The sequence below is a fragment of the Chitinophagales bacterium genome (assembly GCA_020635995.1).
Lineage (GTDB): Bacteria > Bacteroidota > Bacteroidia > Chitinophagales > UBA8649 > JAFMKE01.
Window position 1 is genome coordinate 217,236 of sequence record JACJYS010000003.1, and the last position, 21,163, is coordinate 238,398.

Sequence of the window (21,163 nt, forward strand, 5' to 3'; positions counted from 1 at the left end):
AAATCGTTATCTACGGACTTGCCTCTACCTGCCTACAGATATGGTGTAGAAGTGTTTTTTGGATATTATACTTGAACATAGCCCACTTCTCAAACTGACAGTAACGAACATAAAAAAGACGGAGTAAAGGAATGACATTATCAATTATACCCTTATTCTAAACTTTTCTCTTAATTTTACTTTCTCAATTTATTTTTTAGGAAAAAAACCTAACAATAATGCCCAAAGAAATTACTTTAAAAATATATCCTCATCAGTATAATGATCAGTCTTTAATTAAGCAACTAGTTGCTAAAAATCTTGATATCAGAATTGAAAACATCAATCATATTGAGTATTTAAAAAAATCTATTGATGCCAGAGGAAAAAATATAATTTTTCTATTAAGATTAAATGTTTACACCAAAAATGAAAAATTTGAAAAGCATTTAAACACATTTCAATTTCAAAAAACCACAAAAGGCACTTGCCATATTATAGGTTTTGGCCCTGCTGGCGTATATGCCGCTTTGCAATGTTTAGAACTGGGCATAAAACCCATAGTAATAGAAAGAGGAAAACCCGTAGAAGACCGAATACACGACATTAAAAACATTAATAAAAAGCTAATAATTAACAACGAAAGCAACTATTGCTATGGCGAAGGTGGTGCCGGCACATACAGCGATGGGAAACTTTATACCCGAAGCAAAAAAAGAGGAAATGTAGCTAAAGTCTTAGATGTTTTTATACAGCATGGAGCCGATGACAAAATAGCTTACGAAGCTCATCCGCACATAGGAACTAATAAACTACCTAAAATAATGAGTGCCATGCGGAAAAACATTATTGAAAATGGTGGAGAAATACGTTTTAACACTAAACTTACTGATTTGGAAATAGCTAATGACCAAATTTCTACTTTACATTTTTCTGACGGTACAAAAGAAAAATGTGAGCAAGTAATATTAGCAACAGGACATTCTGCAAGAGATATTTATGAGCTTTTAGATAGAAAAAACATAGCCATAGAAGCTAAACCTTTTGCTTTAGGTGTAAGAATAGAGCACAGCCAAGCTCTTATAGATAGTATTCAATACAATAGACCGGAAAGAGGAGAATTTTTACCTCCGGCAAGCTACAGTTTGGTTACCCAAGCGTGTGGCAGAGGCGTTTTTTCATTTTGTATGTGCCCGGGTGGGGTTATTGCTTCGGCAAGCACGGGGCAAAATGAAACCGTAGTAAACGGCTGGAGCTCAAGTGCCAGAAATGGAGCATATTCTAATAGCGGTATGGTGGTAGAAGTACGTCCAGAAAACTGGCAACAATACGCAAAATATGGAGCGTTAGCCGCTTTGCAATTTCAAAAAGACATAGAACAAAAGGCTTTTAAAACCACAAGAAGTATTAATGCACCGGCACAACGTGTAGAAGATTTTATTCAAAATAAAGTTTCTAACACTTTACCCAGAACATCCTATCAGCCGGGAATAAGTAGCTATAATTTGCATGATATTTTACCCAATTTTATTGCTCAAAGTTTACAGCAAGGCTTAATAGATTTTGGCAAAAAAATGAAAGGCTATAGAACTAATGAAGCCGTATTAGTAGGTGTGGAAAGTAGATCCAGTAGCCCCGTACGCATACCCCGAGATAAAGAAACGCTACAACATACACAACTCTCAAACCTTTATCCCTGTGGCGAAGGAGCCGGCTATGCCGGAGGTATAGTAAGTGCCGCCATAGACGGTATGAGATGTGCTCAAGCCATTACTTTAAACAATAAATTATGAGCTTAAACAAAATAGATACAACCAGTATATTGCACAAAATGGGTTTTAAACAGCTAAAACCTATGCAAGAAAAAATGCTTAACGCCAGCGAAAAGCACAACAATATTATTTTGCTTTCTCCTACGGGCAGTGGCAAAACTTTGGGTTTTATTTTGCCTTTACTAAAGCGAATTGACGCTAATTTATCTGAAATTCAATGTATTATTTTATCTCCTACAAGAGAACTGGCATTGCAAATAGAAAATGTACTAAAACAAGCTAAAACCGGATATAAAATACTCACTTGCTATGGTGGACACCCGTTTAGTAGAGAAAAAAACAGCTTAAAAAATCCACCTAAAATTTTAATAGCAACGCCCGGCAGATTACTTGACCATTTAAAAAGAGAAACTTTCAATACTAATTATATTAAAAATTTAATAATTGATGAATATGATAAATGCTTAGAATTGGGATTTAGTAAAGAAATGCAAGCTATACTTTACAGGCTTCCAAACATAAAATTTAATACACTTACATCTGCTACAGAAATAGATGAAATTCCCAATTATTTAAAAATAAATAAAGCTAAAACGCTTAATTATTTAAACGAAACAGAACAATTAAACTTAAAGTACTTTTATATTAATTCCGATTGGGAAACAAAAAACAACACCTTAGCTAAGCTACTTTTTACCTTAAATACTGAGCCGAGCATTATTTTTTGCAATTTCAAAAAAGATATTGAAGATTTAAGTGATTTTTTAAATTCAAAGCAAATAAACCATAGTATTTTTTATGGCGATTTAGAGCAAACCGATAGAGAAAAAGCCTTACTAAAGTTTAGAAACGGCACGGTAAATATACTTTTGGCTACAGATTTAGCTTCAAGGGGTTTAGATATTCCTGAAATAAAAAACATTATACACTACCAAATACCGGGCAAAGAAGAAACTTTTATACACCGAAACGGTAGAACTGCCAGAATGGATAAAAGTGGAAGGGTATTTTTAATTTTAATAAACGGAAAAGAACTTCCTAATTATATTAATAGCGAAATAACTCCTTTAGAATTGAGTAATGAAATAGATAAAAATACCACAGCCGGCAGTACGCAAACCATTTATATTAATGCAGGAAAAATGCACAAAATAAGCAAAGGCGATATTGTAGGTTTTTTATGTAAAGAAGGAGGTTTACAGGTTGAAAACATTGGTTTAATAGAGGTTAAAGAGCGTGTGAGTTATGTAGCTATAGAAAACAATAAAGCTACAGATGCTATAAATAATTGCACCGGCAAAAAGATTAAAAAAGTTAAGGTATTGGTTGCTTTAGCTTAAATACTGCTCGCAAAAATCAGCACAAAATACTTTAATTTGCTCCCTCACTTTTCTAAATTCACTATCCATTTTTTCTACCGAAACTTTTGAAGGATCTGTGAAATTTTGATGAATTTTTATGGCTTTTGAAGGAAAATAAGGACAGCGTTCTTTGGCATTATCGCATACGGTTATTACAAAATCAAAGTCAATATCTTTGTATTCATCAATATTATTAGAAGTTTGCTTAGAAATATCTATCCCATCTTCTTGCATTGAAACAACTGTTTTGGGGTTTACTCCGTGTTTCTCTACTCCCGCACTATAAATTGCGGCTTTATCTTGAGCAAAATAACGCAAGTAAGCTTCTGCCATTTGGCTTCTACAGCTATTGCCCGTACACAATACTAATACTTTTTTCATTTTAACAGCAGCCACTATTAGGTTCGCAACGAGATGTACTTTTTTCCGCTACTTCTGTAGGAATCCCACATTTATCTTTGGCTAAACAATCGGTAGTTTTTGATATAAGTACAAATTCACTTCCATTAAAATCAACCCCAAAACGACCAATGGTATCCATTTGATATTCTATTTCAACTTCTAAATCTGTATAAGAAAAAAGTTTATCGGCAATATTTATAATTGACAGCAATTTTTGAGGCGAAAGTTTATGCTCATAATCATTAGCTACCCATAGCTGAAAGCTAATATTTTTTTCTGTGCGTTCTGTTCCTCCACAATCTACAAAATGCTTGGTAGTTAATCCTGCTTCTGTTATATGAAAATGTGCCGGAACTTTAGTACCGTTTTCTAACACAAAATTTAATTCTGTTATGTTATTCAAGTGATTTTTAAATGCTGATAGTTTCATTTTTTAGTATTTTTCGTTTAACAACAATCTTGTTTTTTATTTGATAAATTTTCTTCTATTTTAGAAAAATATTGTCTTAACTTTTTAATGGCTTGCTCGTTTATACAATAGCAAATTTTATTTCCGTCTATACTTCCTTTTATTATTCCTGCATTTTTAAGCTCTTTTAAATGCTGAGAAACTGTAGGCTGAGCTAAAGGGAGTTCATCTACTATATCGCCACAGATACAAGTATTTACCTTTATTAAATATTCTAATATCGCAATTCTGGCAGGATGTGCTAATGCTTTTAGCATCATTGCTGTTTCATTTTGATTCTCGGTAAAAAATTCTGACTTAGTAGCTCCCACTATATTTATTTATTGCAATATTACGATAAATATTTTAAAGCAATGAGTTTTTTGGGATTTTTTTTAAAAAAAATACTTATTTTATAGAAACTAAAGCGTTTCGGAACTTTTGAAAAGTTCGGGACTCTTCATTTTTTTTGTAAAGGTGGGTATTTCACTTCGTACAATGTGCCAAATATCCGTATATGTCTTTCCGACCAGCGGGAGGAATCTACCTTTTTTGAACGTTTGCTTACTTATGTAAGGTAGATATTTCACTTCGCCTGCTTGCCGCAGGCAGGTTCAATATGACAGGAGGGAATGTGTTTTTTTAATGGATTGCTATAGTCATAAAACAGACCTCAAGTACTTTGTTAACACAAAATAGTCTAATTTATTTTACAACGGTAAATGCCAATAGATAAATACATTTAGCATACCAAGGCTGGACTATTATATATTCCTAATCGGTATTAGATTGCTTCGTTCGTACCTCACTCGCAAAGACGCACACTTTGGACTCGTCTTTGCGAACGAAGTGAAGCCTGCCTGCGGCAAGCAGGCAATCTTATTTAAGTTGGTTGCTGATTTGTTTGTTTGAAATTGGAATTATCATCGTTAAGTAAAAAAATAGCCCACATAAAGCAGGCTATTTTTTAAAGTATTATGGAAGCAATAATTATTCTGCTTTCACTATTTTATAGGTGCCGGTATTACCACTATCCGTTACCATTTTTAGCATATATATCCCTTTAGATAAATTACTTAAATTTAAGGATAATCCTTTAGTTGTTTTTTGAGTAGGAACGCCTATTCTATTACCTTGAACATCTACAACTTCTACAGAAATATCTGTATTTTGTTGTAAATCTATATACAAATAATTAGTAGTAGGATTTGGATAAATTCTCACTAATATATCTTCTATTGAGCCTTTTATAGCCGTAGTAGTTGGGTCGCAGTCTTGGTCAATACCGTCATTTGGTATTTCTGTAGCTCCCGGATAAATAGTATTATCATTGTCATTACAGTCTGTATTTGTTGCAGCATATCCTGCCGGTGGATTTGCAGTACAAGTATCTAATGAAATACCTCCTTCTGCTCCAAAACCATCACCATCTGCATCTATATAGTAAGAGTGAATAGTTAAGCCTTCATCTATATTGCCATCACAGTTATTGTCTATACCATCGCACACTTCTGTAGCGTTAGGATTGATGTTTCCATTGCTATCATTACAATCTAAATGGTTGGCTCTATATCCGGCAGGAGCTGTATTATTACAAACTACAATAGAATCCGTTTCACTTCCATATCCATCGTTATCGGCATCTAAATAATAAGTGTACATGGTTAAGCCTTCATCTACATTGCCATCGCAATTATTGTCAATACCATCACATATTTCAGTGGCATTGGGGTTAATATCAATGTTAGTATCATTGCAATCTAAATCATTATTAGCATATCCCGCAGGTGTTGTAGCATTACATGAAGTAATAAAGTTAGCGGCATCTCCAAATCCATCAAAATCAGCATCTAAATAGTAGGTATATTGTGTTAAACCTTCATCTACATTGCCATCACAGTTATCATCTATATTATTACATATTTCTGTTGCCCCAGGATTTATTGAAGCATTATTATCATTGCAATCTGTACTGTTAGCCACATAGCCCGTAGGAGCGGTAGCTGAACAAGTGGTAATAGAATTAGAGGCATCGCCATAAGTATCATTATCCGTATCAGCATAATAAGTATATTGCGTTAAGCCTTCGTCTATTTGTGCATTACAGTTATCATCTGCATTATTACAAGCCTCTACTGCTCCAGGATTTACAGAATTGTTATTATCATTACAATCAGTATTGTCTGTTACGTAGCCAGCAGGTGGCGTAGCAGAACAAGTAGCAATAGAAGAAGAAGCATTACCATATCCATCATTATCAGCATCAGCATAATAAGTATATTGTGTTAAACCTTCGTCTATTTGTCCATCGCAATCATTATCTAAATTATCACATAGCTCGGGAGCTCCGGGATAAATTGTGTTATTATTATCATTACAATCTACAGTATTATCAGAACCATCTCCGTCATTATCAACCACAGTAGAAGCGTCTGAACCATTACAATCTTCATCTATACTATTATTTGGTATATCAGTTGCTCCGGGGTTTATTCCACTATTTGAATCATCACAATCTGTATTGTCCACTACATACCCTGCCGGAGCTGTAGCTGAGCACGATGTTATAGTACTTGCAGGATCTCCATAAGTATCATTATCCGTATCGGCATAGTAAGTGTTTTGCGGTAAGCCTTCATCTACTTGTCCATCGCAGTTGTCATCTATATTGTTGCAAATTTCTGTTGCTCCGGGATTTATGGCTGCATTGTTATCATTGCAATCTGCACTATTTGCCACATAGCCCGCAGGTGCAGTAGCAGAACAAGTTGAAATAGAATTAGCAGCATCTCCATAAGTGTCATTGTCTGTATCGGCATAATAAGTGTTTTGCGGTAAGCCTTCATCTACATTGCCATCACAATCATTATCTTTATTATCGCACAGTTCTGGTGCTCCCGGATAAACCGTATTATCATTATCATCACAATCCGTATTATTTGCCACATAACCTGCCGGAGGCGTAGCGGAGCAAATATTAATAGGGCTTGCCGAAGCACTTCCGTAAGTATCATTATCACTATCTATATAATAAGCATAAGAGGTATTAACTACCACTGTAATAGAATCTACATTGCTTGAAGGAGCCACAGCCGCCCCCTGCTGAGCACTAACACTGTAATAGATAGTATGTGTTCCCGGTCCTGCTACAGATGGATTAAAGGTAGTACCCGTTACACCCGGGCCACTAAAAGTACCACCTGCGGTAGTAGGTGTTAAAGCAACACTTGTAGCTGTTTGGCAATAAGGCCCACTTGGCGAAGCGGTAAATGAAGCATCGGGTTTTATGTTTAAACCTATATTATAATCTACAGATTCTGTACCTGTAACAGTAAACAAATAACAATTAGCTGTAGTATACGAAGCAGAAATAGTAACTACACAAGAAAAAATACCTGCTTGAGTAGGAGTTCCTTGAAAATAGCCACACCCCATTACGGTTGCGTTATAGGGTATAGTATATGATGGTTGATCTGTACCCCCTACTATGCCATTAGGCATTTGTGAAAAAGCAATAGAGTTTAAAGATGTAATTCTTGCGGTTACCCCAGGTATTGGAGGTGGGACTCCTATATCATTAGGGTCGAAGCAAATTCCTTCAATATAAAATTGAATATTATCTAAGTATGGTGTATTAACTAATCCATCCATTACAGTGGTATCGCACAAGCCCCCAAAGGTTGCAACTGCTGCTCCACCAGTACAAGGCGTTGAATTAGGTGTACATTGTGCATAAGAATAGCTTAAATAAGCTATGCACAAAATAAAAATAAGGTATAATTTTTTCATTGATTATTGATTTTGGTTGGTATAAATATACACTTTTTATTTAAAACAAATTTATTTTTTTGTTAAAATTTGAGTTTAAATAATAATTTTCTTCTTTTTCCACTTCTTTTTAAAGCTTAAAATTCTTCCTACTCTAATACTTATACCATATCATAAATACTTTCTACTTAAATACTAACAAAACACATACCTTTGCAAAAGTGAAACAGACACCTATAAATATTAAAAACAAACGTGCTTATTTTGATTTTGAGATATTAGACAAATATACCGCAGGTATAATGTTGACCGGTACCGAAATAAAAGCCATAAGAGATGGAAAGGCTAATATAAATGAAGCTTTTTGTCAGCTAAAAAAAGATGAGCTACATATTGTAAACATGCATATAGCAGAATATACTTTTGGCACTCATTATAATCATGTTCCTAATCAACCACGAAAACTGTTGCTAAACAAACGCGAACTCCGCCAAATAAAAAAGAAGATAACAGAAAAGGGACTTACCGTTATTCCTTTGTTGCTTTTTTTAAATGAAAGAGGTTTAGCTAAATTAGAAATAGCCGTAGCCAAAGGCAAAAAAACGCATGATAAACGCCAAAGTTTAAAAGAAAAAGACAACAAAAGGGAAATGAATAGGCTGAAAAATAGGTATTAACACGTATTTTAATTAAATTTCATCTAATTCCTTATTGGTTTTTTGTAAATGTTAAAATAAATACCTTACATTTATAAAAATTAACCAACAATATGGAAACAAAATACGGATTTACTTTATTAGAAAAAAATGAAATATCTGACTGGGTAAAAAATTTAGAAGTTTATAGAGATATACGCTTTATTCAAGAACACCACACTTGGATACCCTCTTACGACCATTTTAAGGAAAATAATCATTTTGACCTTCAAAAAGGCATGAAGCACACCCACGTAGTTGACAATGGCTGGGATGATATAGGACAGCATTTTACAATTTTTCCCGATGGAAAAGTGTGTACGGGAAGAAGTTTAGAATTAAATCCTGCTTGTATTTCTCAAAATAATAGAAGTGCTATTTGTATAGAAAATTTAGGAGATTTTGATACTGGAAAAGATGTTATGACCAACGAACAAAAAGAAAGTATTATACTACTAACATCATCTTTAGCTAAACGATTTGGTATTCCTTTAAATACAGATAGAATTGTATATCATCATTGGTTTAGATTAGGAACCGGAGAGCGGAATAACGGTGGCCCAACAACCACTAATAAAACTTGCCCCGGCACTAACTTTTTTGGAGGGAATAGTATGGCTGATGCCAATGCCAATTTTATACCTTTATTAAGTGCTCCTAACAACCCTAATGTAGTGCCAAGCAAGCTGTTATTTTATGGAATAGTAGATGTAAACACAGAGTTAAATGTTAGAAAACAAGCAAATTCAAGGTCTGAAAAAGTTGGTAAACTAAGCAAAGGAACGGTAGTTAGAGTTTATGAAGAAAAAAACAATTGGTATAGAATTTCTCAATCAAACCAAGAATGGGTTTACGCCAATTATATAGATAAATTACGATTAGCTAAAGTGAATGTAGCTACAAATTTGAATGTAAGAAGCGGGCCAGGCACTAACTATGCTAAAGTTGCATCTTTACCAAAAAACTATGACGTTTATGTACACGAAACTTCTAATGGCTGGGCTAAAATAGATGTTGGAAATCAATGGGTTTCTGAAAGTTTTTTAAACTACATTACAGATTTACCTTAATCCATATTAAACTGCTCTTCTAAAGGCAGTTTTCTTTCTAAGTCTTTTCTAATTTTGGGAAGAATTTTATAATCTTCCCAAAAATTTTCATCATATTTTTGATGCAAACTATACAAATTGCTCATACCGGAAAAAGACATATTTTGAGATGCTTCTTTAAGATAATCTTTAACATTATAAGTAAAATATTCTCTTATTAAACAACCCTCAGCACCATAAGCAGGATTTTTTACCAAATGAGTATAATCTATATGAGCATTACTGAGTTTATAGTTATTTTCTTTATCAAAAGTATATTGGGCAGTTGATGTTTTAAATGTCCAATCTTGTGGTTTTTCTCTCTTATAAGATGGATTTTCATTAGCATTAATCTCAGCTAAAACTATAGCATAATCTTGCTTATCTATAATAATAGAACCTTGAATATTTTTGTCATTCAACCAAGCTTTGTTTTGAAACACAATGCTTAAAACTTTTTCTTTTTCCCATTCAATTTCCCAGTCATATAAATACAATTTCTTAGGGTTTAAAAAATTTTCTTCTAAATATTGAATAGGATTTCCTCTTAATAAATCATCTAAATGGTCGCCATGTTTATCGTTATTTTGCTCATAAACTAAAGATTTTCGTAGCTTATCAATATGATATTTTGTTTTTTGCAAAGATTTATTGGTGCTTAAATAATTTTGATTTTCAGTAGTCAACATTGCTTCTATATAACGCACGGCTGTAGTATCTTCTTTGTGTAGCTGTGTGTAATGGCTGTAGGTATAATATTTTTCTTTAGGATAATTTTTATCTATATTATTTACTACTTTTTTAACTATATCTATAGCTTTGGTTTGAGTTATATAAACGCCTTCTAATTCATAATTTTTAAGTTGAAAATAAACGGTATCGGCTATTTTATCTTTATCTATAATTTCGTTTTCATAAGATAAATGTTTGAAATGTAACTTATCAAACTCCATTTTAGGAATGGTTATTTTGCCTTCATTTGAGCTGGAAACGCCATAAATACTTTGTTCTAAAAATCCTTTTTTTGCCAAAGTGCAAGCCATATTGGCTATGGGTATATTTTGCGTTTTATCATAAACATAAAATGTAAGTTGTGCTTGTACATTAAAAGTTACACACAGAAATATGGCAAACAACCCTTTTTTCATTATTCTTCATCATCTGCATCTGGTAGCTCAAGTATTTCTATGGCATCTAACTCATTGCCTGCTATGCCTTTTATTGAGCCAAATAAAGATGCTATATTTTCTTGTACGCCCCATATTTGTTTTTCTCTTTCTTTCCATAGTTTATGCATGGCTCTTTTTTCTCTATCTAATTGCAAAGTCATAGCTTCATAATTTTCTACTATTCTTTTAATATTTTGCTTAAACTCTGTGCTGGTAAAATAGCTGTATAGCAGTTCCATTTTACTTCCTTTATTTTCTTCTGTAGATTTTACCGTTTGCATTTTTATAAGCATCTCCCTCAGTATAAAAGCCAAACTTTTAACTTCGTGAAACCCACATACCCAAACTCCATTCATTTCGCCAAAACGCTCCATATTTTTGGGCATAGTTTCCGTAACAATTACCGCTATATCTGCTTTACTATTAATTTGATCTTGCTTTAATTTGTCTATCCAATCATTAGCAAAAGCCTTAGTACGCTTACTTTCATAAACTATAGTACCACAGTCTTGCTGCAAATTATTAATAACTCTTTGTAAGCAGTCTGCACCTCTTACACCTTTAGGCACTTCTTCTATTTTATCAAATGGAAACGTTTGATTTAGCACTTCTTCTAATGCTAATTCTTGAATTTCTCCTTGCAACTGCATTGAGCCTTGCTCCGCTTTGCGTTTCATTTCGTCTATCAGCTTTTTTTGGTCTTCAAGCTGTTTTTGATATTCTTTTTCTTTTAAAGCATTAGCTTCTCTTTCTTTAGCCCTCCCCTTTTCTTCTATCAGTTTTTGTTTTTCTAATAGCTCTTTTTCCATTTTAAGTTTTTGCTCTTCAGCCGCATCTTTTAGGGCATTTTCTTTTTTAAGCAGTTCTATTTCCTTTTCTTTTAAAGCTCTATTTTCAGTTTTGCGTTGTTCATTTTCTTCTTTCAAAGCTTTAAGCTCTGCTTCTACTTTATTCTGTGCTTCTTTAGTTATTTTTTCTTTTTCGGCTAAAACTTGCTTTTCTAAACGTTCTTTAAAAAGTTCATTTTCACGTTCTTTTTTTTCTTCAAATTCTTTACGCTCTGCTTCAAGCTGCACTTCTCTTTCTTTAAAAAGTTTACTTTGGTTTTCAATACGTTGCTCAAAATCAGCTTGATATTTAGCTTTAAGTTGATTAGACAAAGCATCTTCTACATCAAATTTGTAATTGCAATTGGGACAGGTTATTTTATCGCTCATAGTTTTTCAAAAATACAAATATAATTAGATAATGAGGTAATGAGATAATTTGAAAATTTGGAAATGAGATAATTTGAAAATGGGATAATGGAATAGCAACGGATATACAATAACATACCTTATAAAATAGTTAGAATATAATATGAACTTCAAAATAAAAAGAGTTCCGAACTTTTTGAAAGTTCGGAACTCTATAAGTTTATTAGATAATGAGATAATTTGAAAATTTGGAAATGAGGTAATTTGAAAATTTGGAAATGAGGTAATTTGAAAATGAGGTAATGGTATAACAACGGATATACAATAACATACCTTATAAAATAGTTAGAATATGGTATGAACTTCAAAAATTATATAAAAATCTGCGTATTACTCCTTCTTTTACTTTCTACTTCGTGTTTAAGAAGTCAAAAAACAGGAAACTCGCCTGTGGCAGATTGTGCTTTTGAACTTACCAAAAACCATGTTGTTTACAATCCCAATTACTTTGTAATTGATTATCCTAACGGAGATATACCCAATGGCTTGGGCGTGTGTACGGATGTGGTTGTACGTACATATAGAAAATTAGGTATTGATTTACAAAAAGAAGTGCATGAAGATATGGCTCAAAACTTTAGTCTTTATCCAAAAATATGGGGGTTAAAAAATACAGATACCAATATAGACCACCGTAGAGTGCCTAATTTAATGGTATTTTTTAAACGCAAAGGCACAGAACTTCCCATTACCACAAATGCCAAAGATTACAAACCAGGAGATATTGTTTGTTGGAATTTAGGCGGAGCTATTACACATATTGGCATTGTTTCTAACTACAAAAGCATAGATGGCAAAAGATACCAAATAGTACACAATATAGGTTCTGGTCAAGTATTGGAAGATATGCTTTTTAACTTTAAGATAATAGGACATTATCGCTATTATACCTTTTAGAAATATATAATAGTCCCATATTGGCTTCCTCCTTATTTTACTAAGTGTATTAAATTAAAATATGGTATAATGTTTTTTGAAAGTTCAGAATTTTATAAGTCTATCCTCTCCAAATCTAATAATCTATTCCTCCACACTCGTCTTCCCTGCCGATTTCTATTTTTTTTTATTAAGCCTACAACTCAAATGTAAGCATTTTTTTTTGATATTTTTATTTAAAGAAACTCCACTACCAAATGAAACAGAAAATGCTATCAAGATAAATTCTTCTAAAAGCATAGTAAAACTAATTGTAGCCATCACTGTTTTTAGCTACAAGCAAAAATATAGCTATCTTTGTATTAATGAATTTAAGTACTTATTTATTTTGGGATGTTGATGCTTCAAAAATTTCCTTTGAAGAAGATGCTGCTTTTATTATTCCTAGAGTTTTTTTAAAAGGTAAAATAGACGATGTAAGGGCTGTAAGACTATTTTATGGAGAGGAAAAACTAAAGGAAATACTTACAACAACAAGATATTTAGATAAAAAAACTTTAGCCTATTGCTGTGTTATTTTTCAGTTAAATAAAGAGGATTTTAGATGTTATACAAAGAAACCGTTTACCCAAAAACATTTGAACTCTTAAAAAGAATACAGAGCATTGAAAAACTAAATAACTTTTATTTAGCAGGAGGAACGGCTTTATCGCTGTATTATGGGCATAGAATTTCTATTGACTTAGATTTTTTTACACACACTAATTTTAATACAGAAGAAGTTATTTTAGCTTTAAATAATGCATTTATTAATGATGATATTACAATTATTAATGAAGACACAAATAGTATTTTATTAAGCATAAACAATGTAAAAATTGATATATTGGCACACCAATACCCTTTAGTAGTTACTAATAACAATGTTAATGACAACATTAGAATTTATGCAAAAGAAGACATAATAGCAATGAAGTTGAATGCTTTAGCCAATAGAGGTACAAAAAAAGATTTTTTTGACATTTATGAAGTTTTGCAAGAGTTTTCTCTCCAAGAAATTTTAGATTTCTTTAAAAAGAAATATCCCAATAAAGACTATTATTACATTTTGCGTTCATTAGCTTATTTTAATGATGCAGAATTAAATAAAGAGCCTATGATGATAAAAAAATACACATGGAGTGATGTGAAAAATTTCATAAGCAATCAAGTAAGAAATTTTGAGTAAAACAAATGAGAAAATCTCCCGATAATATTTGAAAAAACTAAATGCAATTAAGACTTTTTTATACTACATCAAGATGTTTACTAAATTTACAAACCCTGCCACACCCAATTGCTCCGGTCTTAAATTTAATATTTCCAACTCTTTAATTTCATCATTTTTAATTAAAGGTTTTAGGCTGTTTCTCAAGGTTTTTCTTCTTTGATTAAAAGCCATTTTTACTACCTTTTTTAATAAAATAAAATCCACTTCAAAATTGTCAGTTTTACGTTTCATAGCCATTACACCGCTCACTACTTTTGGTGGTGGGTTAAAAGCTTCCCTTGGCACATCAAATAAATATTCTGTATCGTAATAAAGTTGAGTTAATATGCTCAAAATTCCATTATCTTTTGTCCCTTCATTGCTACAAATACGCTTAGCCACCTCTTTTTGAAACATACCTACCATTACCGGCACTTTATCTTTATGGTCTATAATATGAAATACTATTTGACTTGAAATATTGTACGGAAAATTCCCTACTACGGCATAGTTGTTTTCAAAAACACTTTCTAAATCTAATTCCAAAAAATCTTGGTTTATAATTTCCAATTTTGGATACTTTTCTGCAAGCAAATTAGCCCACCTATTATCAAACTCTACTACCTTAAACTGCTCTTTATTTTCTAACAGTTTTGTAAGTGAACCACCTCCCGGACCAACTTCTAAAATAGGTAAATCAACGGCATATTCTTTTATAGCATCATAAATTTTATGAAGCACTATTTCGTCCTTTAAAAAATGCTGTCCAAGCCCTTTGTTTAGTTTTATATTTTGATGCCTTGCCAATTATTCTTATTTGGAAACAAATATTGCTATTTTTGCACACTAATCCATAATAATTAATGAAAGAATTTATAATAAAACACGGTGTAGATGCAAAAACTCATTGCAACTTATTTGTAATTGACGATACAAAATCTTTAAAAACAATAAGCCATTTAAACAAAAATCAACAGAAAATAATTAAAAATAACGAAGATAAAAAGCTACATTATTTTAATGATGGCGATATGGCTACCGTGCTAATAGTAGCTAATAAAACTGCCGAAGAAACCAGAAAATTAGGTTATCAATTTTTTAAATTAGCAAAAGCCGAAAAATTAAGCACTTGGAATATCTATCAAAAAACTACTAAAGAAACAAATTTTGCTTTTCTTGAAGGATTTCTGCTTTCCTCTTACTATTTTGATAAATATCAAACTAAGAAAAATGATTTTGTATTAAACATAAATATTGCCGAAGGCATAAATAAAACGGACTTAAAAGAACTACTGAACATAGTAGAAAGCACTTTTACGGCTAAAACTTTAATAAATGAACCGCAAGTTTATCTTAATGCCACACAATACAGCAAAGAGATTAAAGACCTAAGTAAAAAACATGGTTTTAAACATACTGTTTGGAATAAAGACAGAATAATTAAAGAAAAAATGGGTGGAATACTTGCTGTAAATAAAGGAAGTATTCAGGAGCCCACTTTTAACATTTTAGAATACAAAGGAAATGCTAATAGCGAAAACTGGATAGTGCTTGTAGGCAAAGGAATAACCTACGATACTGGCGGACTTAGTTTAAAACCTACTGCCAACAGTATGGATTTTATGAAAAGCGACATGGGAGGCTCTGCTGCCGTAGTGGGAGCTATTAGTGCCATAGCTTCTAATAAATTAAATATAAACGTAGTGGGTTTAATACCTGCCACAGATAACAGACCCGGCTTAGATGCCATAGCTCCGGGAGATGTGATAACTATGTACAGTGGCAAAACTGTAGAAGTTTTAAATACCGATGCAGAGGGAAGATTAGTATTGGCGGATGCTTTGCATTATGCTAAAAAATATAAACCCGAGTTAGTAATTGATTTAGCTACGCTAACAGGAGCTGCGGCAAGAGCTATAGGCAAGGAAGGAATAGTTTGCATGGGAAATGCTGATGAAAAAATTAAAAACGAACTTAAAGAAAGTGGCAATAATGTATATGAAAGATTGGTTGAGTTTCCACTGTGGGAAGAATATGAAGGTCAAATAAAATCGGACATAGCTGATATTAAAAACTTGGGCGGAGCCACTGCCGGAGCTACCACAGCTGGTATATTTTTACAGCATTTTGTTGATTATCCGTGGATGCACTTTGACATAGCGGGTCCTGCTTACCTACATTCAGAAGATAATTACAGAGGCAAAAATGGCACAGGTGTAGGTGTTCGTTTGTTATATAATTTTATAAAAAATAGAAGTTTAGAAAATGCTAAATAATAAACCTGTAATTGGTATTACCATAGGTGATATTAATGGAATTGGTCCTGAAATAATAATAAAAACTTTATCTGACGACAGAATTTATAATTTTTGTGTTCCTGTGGTTTATGGCTCTACAAGGGTATTTTCTCACTATAAAAAGCTTATAGACAATACTAAATTTAAGTACAGTACATTAAAAGATTGGAAACAATTAAATGAAAAACAAACCAATATTGTTAGTATTATAAAAGATGAACCGGAAATAAAACCGGGAGAAGCAGACGACAAAAGTGGCAAATATGCTTTAGATGCTATTGATGCAGCATTAAAAGATTGGAAAGAGGGCAAAATTGATGCAATAGTAACCGCTCCGATAAATAAAAATTTGGTAGCTAAAGCTTCTGATAAAAAATTTACGGGACATACTGAATATATTACGGAGTTTACCGAAAGTAAAGAGAGCATGATGATTTTGCACACCGATTCGTTAAGAGTTGGTTTAGTTACCAATCACTTGCCTGTTAATGAAGTTTCCGGCAAATTAAGTTTAGAATTAGTAGCTAAAAAAATTGAAGAACTTAATAACGCTTTAGTTCAAGATTTTAACATTAACAAACCCAAAATAGCGGTGTTGGCTTTAAATCCACATGCCGGAGACAATGGTTTATTGGGTAGCGAAGAATTAGACATAATAGAGCCTGCTATAAGTCAAAGTAATAGAAAAGGGATACTGGCAGTAGGACCTTTTTCTGCCGATGGTTTGTTTGGCTCAGGAAAATATAAAGCCTTTGACGCTGTTTTAGCCATGTACCACGACCAAGGTTTAGCTCCCTTTAAAGCACTCACTTTTGATGAAGGTGTTAATTTTACGGCAGGTATTCCTTTGGTACGCACTTCGCCCGACCACGGCACGGCTTATGATTTAGCAGGTAAAAACGAAGCCAGCGAAACATCTATGCGACACGCTATTTTTGCAGCTATTGATGCTTTTAATTATAGAAAAGATTATCAAGAACTTATGCAAAACAAACTGCAAAAAAGCAATGTTAAAAGAGAAAAAGAGAGGTAAAACCACTTAATATTATATAATATCCAAATACAAGCAGTTTCGTTCTCTGCCTATAGCGGATTTATTGTACGTCCTTCGGACTCAACGAAAACTTATTTATAGGCGATGGCTTTATTTTTTTATCAAATTATAATTTTCATCAACAGTATAATTTGTTGTTAGTCCTAAGTCATCTAAACATTCAAAAATATATTCTAAAACTACTTCATCATAATCAGGTGCATACTCAAGTATTGTAGTGTCCCACCAAGAATTAATTGCCTTTTCAATAATTTTAAATGTAAATTCCAAAGTGAAATCAGAAAGTGAAATTGCAGGAATTGCAAAATGAATTATTTGGTTTCTAATTCTTCCAAACTTATTGTATAATTCAATAGGCTCTATTTTGTAGCCAGTAGTAGCCCATAGTCTATCAGGTAATTCCGAGTACATAATTGTTTGACCGTGTTCAATCAAATCTTCCATTTTGATATTTCCATCTAACAAGTTTGCTTCTTTAGGTATTTTGGTAAATACAAGTAATGGATGCTCTTCTACAATTTTAGACTTAATTAAAATTTCAAAACCATTTGCAACTTGAACAAGACCCATTGCGTGAGAATAAGGTTCTCCGTGTTCAGAAAAAGTGGCATTAACAACTCCTTTAGCAACCATTGATAAGCCAAAATCTCGCATTTGTGATGCGATTTTGAATTTATCTTTGATTGCAAGATGATTATTTTGACCATTCAAGCCGTGAAAAAAACCTAAAGTATAGGCCTCTATGGCACTTCTGTGTCTGCGATCTCCTCTTTGACTTTCCTCTAAATTTGTAATAAAGTTTTCAAGATCAAAATTTAATAATTTTTTGCTTCCATTTTCTAGCCCTTTTTCATATGCACAAGAAGCACATTTATGACGCTCAAAACTTCCCTGACTAATTGGTAAGTCTTTTACGATTAAATCAGTATCAGTATGATTTTTATTACAAGCCACCTTTTTATTCCTCAGTTTGGTTTATTATCCAATTTGTCCACCCAATAATTGTTGAAGCTCTTCTGAAATATGTTGTGTCAGAACTAACATTATACAATTTGGATCGTTTCATAATTTCAACAATAATTCCTTTTTCTGGCATTTCTCCATTGCCAAGATAAAGTTTCAATGTTTCTTTAAATGCTTTGTGAGAAACGATTAGTTTTACAAATTCTTTTTGTCTGTCAATAAGGTTCAAGTTGAAAACTTGCTTTCCTTTTCTTGTTAAGAAACAACCTGTTTGTCCCGTTAATGGATCTCGTCCTGTATCAATTAATCCTAAATATTTTCCTGCGTTTGAATAATAGTCTGTTTGCCTTCCATCAAAGTCATAGTTTTGAGTAATATCCTCTTTTGAAATAAATTCTTTTTGTTTCAAAAGTTCACAAAGGTTGATTACTCTTTCAAAACTGTCTGCTTGAGGAAATGGAATTTCAGGTTCATTTACAGTTCTTGTGGTGTCAATAATTTGCGATAGGGCTTCAAGGTTAAAACTGCCTTCCTGAACAGCATATTTTCTATGTCTGACAAGAACGATAGAGTTATAATGATCTACATTTGAAAACGCATATTCTCTTAAATGAAAAACTCCGTTTGAATATGTTAGGAAAATTGGGCGAACTTGTTTTTGAATTTTACCACTCCAAAGTTTAAACGGATAGTAAAGTTGTCTAACAAGAAAGTCGTCTGAAATATAGTTTTTAGCTTCAATAAGATTTAATGAAGTGTCACCCTCATAACCTCCGTCAATTTCTACTTGTGAATTTCCCACATTTACATTGAAAAGTCCTTTCTTAGAATTGATGCCAAAAGAAAAAGAAGACGAACTCATTCGTCCGCTAACAGTTGGTAGTAAATTTTCTTCTCCTGTAAAATTGTGAAGAATTTGAGAAACAAAAGCACAGTTTATTGCTGTTGCTTCACTTGTTATATCACGATAATCAAGGCTTTCCAAAAATGCAGGAAATTTGATTGGTGAAACTTCTATATCGTCAATGTTGAAGTCGCAAAACGTTTCAAACTCTCCAATAACATAAACACCTCTTGAAATAGGTAGAATTGAAAGTTTGTTATCAGCAAAAAGTTTTGGAAGTTGAGATTTGTGATCAAACTTCGTCATTAATCTTGCTTCACGGAACTCATTAATTTTTGTTGCTGCAATCTCAATATGACCGTCTTTCAAAATCTTGTCAAGGATTTTGTGCTTTTCAAATATCTTTTCCCACGCAAGGTCATTTTTGGATTTACTCATAGTTTCTGATTAAGACTTCATCAACTTCTCCTCGGTCAGCACCGTTTGAGTTAATTGCTCTGTTTGCTTTTACAATGGTTATTTTATAATCTTTATATAAGTCTTTGATGAAATCTGCTGATGAATTTGAAAGTAAAAATTTCACTCCTTTTTTATGTAATTCATCACAAGCCGTTTTAAGGTCAATTTGGTCATACATATCCCAACCACCTTGCACATAACCTGTAAAGTTTGAACTTTCAGAAATTGGATGGTATGGGGGATCTAAATACACAAAACATTTTTTGTCTGTTTGTTTTAGAATTTCAGAATAATCACCACTGTTAATTTGTACGTTATTATTGTTTAGAAATTTATTAACAGCTTTAAGTGTTGGCTCATTTACGATATTTGGGTTTTTGTATCTTCCAAAAGGTGAGTTAAACTCTCCCGCATTGTTTACTCTGTAAAGCCCATTAAAGCAAGTTTTATTTAAGAAAATAACTCTTGATGCTCTTTGAACAGCAGAAAGTTTTTTAAACTCTCCATTTCTGTCTAAACTTCTTATTGAGTAAAAATATTCAGCTTCGTTTTTATGTTTTTTTAGGTCAGTAATTAGTTCGTCAAGGTTATTTTTAATAACTTCATAAACATTAATTAGCTCCTCATTGAAGTCATTAATTATTGCATTTTTAGGTTGTAGATTAAATAATACTGCACCTCCACCAATAAATGGCTCTATATATTTATAATTTTTAATATTTTCTGGCAAATTCTCAACAATTGAATACATAAGTTGTCTTTTGCCTCCAACCCATTTCAAGAATGGTGCTACTAACCTGTTGCTTTTTGCCATTTTTTATTTTTCTGTTTGCTAAATATTTTAGTCTGCAAGTTAGTAAATTTTGATCAAGTCGTCCAAATTTTGTATTCAGTTTAATTTTTGTGCAGTATGTTAGTTTAGCTATTGCCCACAACGTTGTGTGTAGCGGTAGTCAAATATACAATTAAAATTATAAAAATACATATTTTATTGACACTACACAATGTAATACCCCTTAAGAATATATAATAGTCCTATTTCGGTTACACCTTATTGTGCTATTTATATATAGCACTCCATAGGCATTTACCATTATATTGCATCTAAAAAATAATTTCACATACTTTTATAAAACCACCCCCTGCCTTCGGCAGGTAAACTTTTTTCCTCTCCTTTTTAGGTGGGGGAACATTATGGAATGTGAAATTATTTCTTAGACTTCATATAAAATCCAAAATAGTTTAAAACTATTTTGGACTAACAAAATTGGTATTACTTTTCTGCTACTGCCTCTAAATCCATTCCACATTTAGAGCAAGTATCGCCTTTTTGCCCTTTTACTTCGGGGTGCATGGGGCAAGCATAAGTTTCTTCTACAGATTCTGTTTGCTCTGTATTAGACGCATCATTTCCTGTATTGTTTCCACAAGAAACCAGCATAATGCCCACTACGGCTAATGCTATCATCGTTAATTTAAAAGT

19 protein-coding genes and 1 pseudogene are annotated in these 21,163 nt (G+C 32.5%); 9 read left to right on the plus strand and 11 right to left on the minus strand.

Annotated elements, in window-relative coordinates; translation table 11 throughout:
- Nucleotides 1-218: 218 nt before the first annotated feature.
- Together H6578_06780 and H6578_06785 are read left to right on the plus strand one after the other, a co-directional pair.
- The gene (locus tag H6578_06780; protein MCB9226849.1) at nucleotides 219-1,772 is read left to right on the plus strand and encodes an FAD-binding protein; all 1,554 of its coding nucleotides are present in this window, start codon (nucleotides 219-221) and stop codon (nucleotides 1,770-1,772) included.
- Nucleotides 1,769-3,091: a DEAD/DEAH box helicase gene (locus H6578_06785; protein MCB9226850.1), complete on the plus strand. Its 1,323-nt coding sequence runs from the start codon at nucleotides 1,769-1,771 to the stop codon at nucleotides 3,089-3,091. Before H6578_06780 ends, H6578_06785 begins: the two co-directional genes overlap by 4 nt.
- On the opposite strand, the gene H6578_06790 is transcribed toward H6578_06785, so the two are convergent.
- The 4 genes from H6578_06790 to H6578_06805 all read right to left on the minus strand — a co-directional run bounded on the left by H6578_06790 (nucleotide 3,083) and on the right by H6578_06805 (nucleotide 7,751).
- Nucleotides 3,083-3,493: an arsenate reductase ArsC gene (locus tag H6578_06790; protein ID MCB9226851.1), complete on the minus strand. Its 411-nt coding sequence runs from the start codon at nucleotides 3,491-3,493 to the stop codon at nucleotides 3,083-3,085. The genes H6578_06785 and H6578_06790 overlap by 9 nt on opposite strands.
- A gap of 1 nt (nucleotide 3,494) precedes the next feature.
- A complete protein-coding gene (locus tag H6578_06795; protein ID MCB9226852.1) occupies nucleotides 3,495-3,944 on the minus strand; it encodes a hypothetical protein in 450 nt (149 codons plus the stop codon).
- Nucleotides 3,945-3,961: 17 nt separating this feature from the next.
- Nucleotides 3,962-4,294: a winged helix-turn-helix transcriptional regulator gene (locus tag H6578_06800; GenBank protein MCB9226853.1), complete on the minus strand. Its 333-nt coding sequence runs from the start codon at nucleotides 4,292-4,294 to the stop codon at nucleotides 3,962-3,964.
- Between the two features lie 658 nt (nucleotides 4,295-4,952).
- The gene (locus H6578_06805) at nucleotides 4,953-7,751 is read right to left on the minus strand and encodes a T9SS type A sorting domain-containing protein (GenBank protein ID MCB9226854.1); all 2,799 of its coding nucleotides are present in this window, start codon (nucleotides 7,749-7,751) and stop codon (nucleotides 4,953-4,955) included.
- Between the two features lie 200 nt (nucleotides 7,752-7,951).
- On the opposite strand from H6578_06805, the gene smpB reads away from it, so the two are divergent.
- Both smpB and H6578_06815 read left to right on the plus strand, forming a co-directional pair.
- Nucleotides 7,952-8,407, plus strand: coding sequence for an SsrA-binding protein SmpB (gene smpB / locus H6578_06810; GenBank protein MCB9226855.1), 456 nt, complete (start codon nucleotides 7,952-7,954; stop codon nucleotides 8,405-8,407).
- 92 nt (nucleotides 8,408-8,499) lie between these two features.
- Nucleotides 8,500-9,495: an amidase gene (locus H6578_06815; GenBank protein ID MCB9226856.1), complete on the plus strand. Its 996-nt coding sequence runs from the start codon at nucleotides 8,500-8,502 to the stop codon at nucleotides 9,493-9,495.
- Here the strand turns inward: H6578_06815 and H6578_06820 are convergent.
- Nucleotides 9,492-10,661 (minus strand): hypothetical protein, encoded by a 1,170-nt coding sequence (locus tag H6578_06820; protein ID MCB9226857.1) that lies wholly within the window; start codon nucleotides 10,659-10,661, stop codon nucleotides 9,492-9,494. The two genes, H6578_06815 and H6578_06820, sit on opposite strands and share 4 nt — an antisense overlap.
- On the minus strand, nucleotides 10,661-11,899 hold the full coding sequence (locus H6578_06825) for a DUF2130 domain-containing protein (protein MCB9226858.1): 1,239 nt from the start codon (nucleotides 11,897-11,899) through the stop codon (nucleotides 10,661-10,663). The genes H6578_06820 and H6578_06825 overlap by 1 nt, the downstream gene beginning before the upstream one ends.
- A 336-nt stretch (nucleotides 11,900-12,235) precedes the next feature.
- Here H6578_06825 and H6578_06830 point away from each other — a divergent pair, with 336 nt between their 5' ends.
- The 3 genes from H6578_06830 to H6578_06840 all read left to right on the plus strand — a co-directional run bounded on the left by H6578_06830 (nucleotide 12,236) and on the right by H6578_06840 (nucleotide 14,042).
- Nucleotides 12,236-12,835, plus strand: coding sequence for a DUF1287 domain-containing protein (locus H6578_06830; protein MCB9226859.1), 600 nt, complete (start codon nucleotides 12,236-12,238; stop codon nucleotides 12,833-12,835).
- Nucleotides 12,836-13,179: 344 nt separating this feature from the next.
- Nucleotides 13,180-13,464, plus strand: coding sequence for a hypothetical protein (locus H6578_06835; protein ID MCB9226860.1), 285 nt, complete (start codon nucleotides 13,180-13,182; stop codon nucleotides 13,462-13,464).
- Nucleotides 13,419-14,042 carry a nucleotidyl transferase AbiEii/AbiGii toxin family protein gene (locus H6578_06840; GenBank protein MCB9226861.1) on the plus strand — a complete coding sequence of 208 codons (624 nt, stop codon included), beginning with the start codon at nucleotides 13,419-13,421 and terminating at the stop codon, nucleotides 14,040-14,042. The genes H6578_06835 and H6578_06840 overlap by 46 nt, the downstream gene beginning before the upstream one ends.
- Nucleotides 14,043-14,105: 63 nt before the next feature.
- Here H6578_06840 and rsmA read toward each other — a convergent pair whose 3' ends face one another.
- A complete protein-coding gene (rsmA, locus tag H6578_06845; protein ID MCB9226862.1) occupies nucleotides 14,106-14,870 on the minus strand; it encodes a ribosomal RNA small subunit methyltransferase A in 765 nt (254 codons plus the stop codon).
- A gap of 56 nt (nucleotides 14,871-14,926) precedes the next feature.
- On the opposite strand from rsmA, the gene H6578_06850 reads away from it, so the two are divergent.
- Together H6578_06850 and pdxA are read left to right on the plus strand one after the other, a co-directional pair.
- Nucleotides 14,927-16,339: a leucyl aminopeptidase family protein gene (locus tag H6578_06850; GenBank protein MCB9226863.1), complete on the plus strand. Its 1,413-nt coding sequence runs from the start codon at nucleotides 14,927-14,929 to the stop codon at nucleotides 16,337-16,339.
- Nucleotides 16,329-17,393 carry a 4-hydroxythreonine-4-phosphate dehydrogenase PdxA gene (pdxA, locus tag H6578_06855; GenBank protein ID MCB9226864.1) on the plus strand — a complete coding sequence of 355 codons (1,065 nt, stop codon included), beginning with the start codon at nucleotides 16,329-16,331 and terminating at the stop codon, nucleotides 17,391-17,393. Before H6578_06850 ends, pdxA begins: the two co-directional genes overlap by 11 nt.
- 111 nt (nucleotides 17,394-17,504) lie before the next feature.
- On the opposite strand, the gene H6578_06860 is transcribed toward pdxA, so the two are convergent.
- The 4 genes and pseudogenes from H6578_06860 to H6578_06875 all read right to left on the minus strand — a co-directional run bounded on the left by H6578_06860 (nucleotide 17,505) and on the right by H6578_06875 (nucleotide 21,046).
- A complete protein-coding gene (locus tag H6578_06860; protein ID MCB9226865.1) occupies nucleotides 17,505-18,368 on the minus strand; it encodes a hypothetical protein in 864 nt (287 codons plus the stop codon).
- A 4-nt stretch (nucleotides 18,369-18,372) separates the two neighbouring features.
- On the minus strand, nucleotides 18,373-19,659 hold the full coding sequence (locus H6578_06865; GenBank protein ID MCB9226866.1) for a transcriptional regulator: 1,287 nt from the start codon (nucleotides 19,657-19,659) through the stop codon (nucleotides 18,373-18,375).
- Nucleotides 19,652-20,494: a DNA adenine methylase gene (locus tag H6578_06870; GenBank protein ID MCB9226867.1), complete on the minus strand. Its 843-nt coding sequence runs from the start codon at nucleotides 20,492-20,494 to the stop codon at nucleotides 19,652-19,654. The genes H6578_06865 and H6578_06870 overlap by 8 nt, the downstream gene beginning before the upstream one ends.
- A gap of 459 nt (nucleotides 20,495-20,953) precedes the next feature.
- Nucleotides 20,954-21,046 (minus strand): annotated as a pseudogene (locus H6578_06875) (ATPase P).
- Between the last annotated feature and the right edge of the window lie 117 nt (nucleotides 21,047-21,163).

Excerpts from the sequence above, each read along its gene's own strand:
- H6578_06780 (MCB9226849.1), top strand. The coding sequence starts at position 219 with ATGCCCAAAGAAATTACTTTAAAAATATATCCTCATCAGTATAATGAT.
- H6578_06785 (MCB9226850.1), top strand. The coding sequence starts at position 1,769 with ATGAGCTTAAACAAAATAGATACAACCAGTATATTGCACAAAATGGGT.
- H6578_06790 (MCB9226851.1), bottom strand. The coding sequence starts at position 3,493 with ATGAAAAAAGTATTAGTATTGTGTACGGGCAATAGCTGTAGAAGCCAA.
- H6578_06795 (MCB9226852.1), bottom strand. The coding sequence starts at position 3,944 with ATGAAACTATCAGCATTTAAAAATCACTTGAATAACATAACAGAATTA.
- H6578_06805 (MCB9226854.1), bottom strand. The coding sequence starts at position 7,751 with ATGAAAAAATTATACCTTATTTTTATTTTGTGCATAGCTTATTTAAGC.
- H6578_06815 (MCB9226856.1), top strand. The coding sequence starts at position 8,500 with ATGGAAACAAAATACGGATTTACTTTATTAGAAAAAAATGAAATATCT.
- H6578_06820 (MCB9226857.1), bottom strand. The coding sequence starts at position 10,661 with ATGAAAAAAGGGTTGTTTGCCATATTTCTGTGTGTAACTTTTAATGTA.
- H6578_06825 (MCB9226858.1), bottom strand. The coding sequence starts at position 11,899 with ATGAGCGATAAAATAACCTGTCCCAATTGCAATTACAAATTTGATGTA.
- H6578_06830 (MCB9226859.1), top strand. The coding sequence starts at position 12,236 with ATGAACTTCAAAAATTATATAAAAATCTGCGTATTACTCCTTCTTTTA.
- H6578_06835 (MCB9226860.1), top strand. The coding sequence starts at position 13,180 with ATGAATTTAAGTACTTATTTATTTTGGGATGTTGATGCTTCAAAAATT.
- H6578_06840 (MCB9226861.1), top strand. The coding sequence starts at position 13,419 with ATGTTATACAAAGAAACCGTTTACCCAAAAACATTTGAACTCTTAAAA.
- H6578_06850 (MCB9226863.1), top strand. The coding sequence starts at position 14,927 with ATGAAAGAATTTATAATAAAACACGGTGTAGATGCAAAAACTCATTGC.
- pdxA (MCB9226864.1), top strand. The coding sequence starts at position 16,329 with ATGCTAAATAATAAACCTGTAATTGGTATTACCATAGGTGATATTAAT.
- H6578_06865 (MCB9226866.1), bottom strand. The coding sequence starts at position 19,659 with ATGAGTAAATCCAAAAATGACCTTGCGTGGGAAAAGATATTTGAAAAG.
- H6578_06870 (MCB9226867.1), bottom strand. The coding sequence starts at position 20,494 with ATGGCAAAAAGCAACAGGTTAGTAGCACCATTCTTGAAATGGGTTGGA.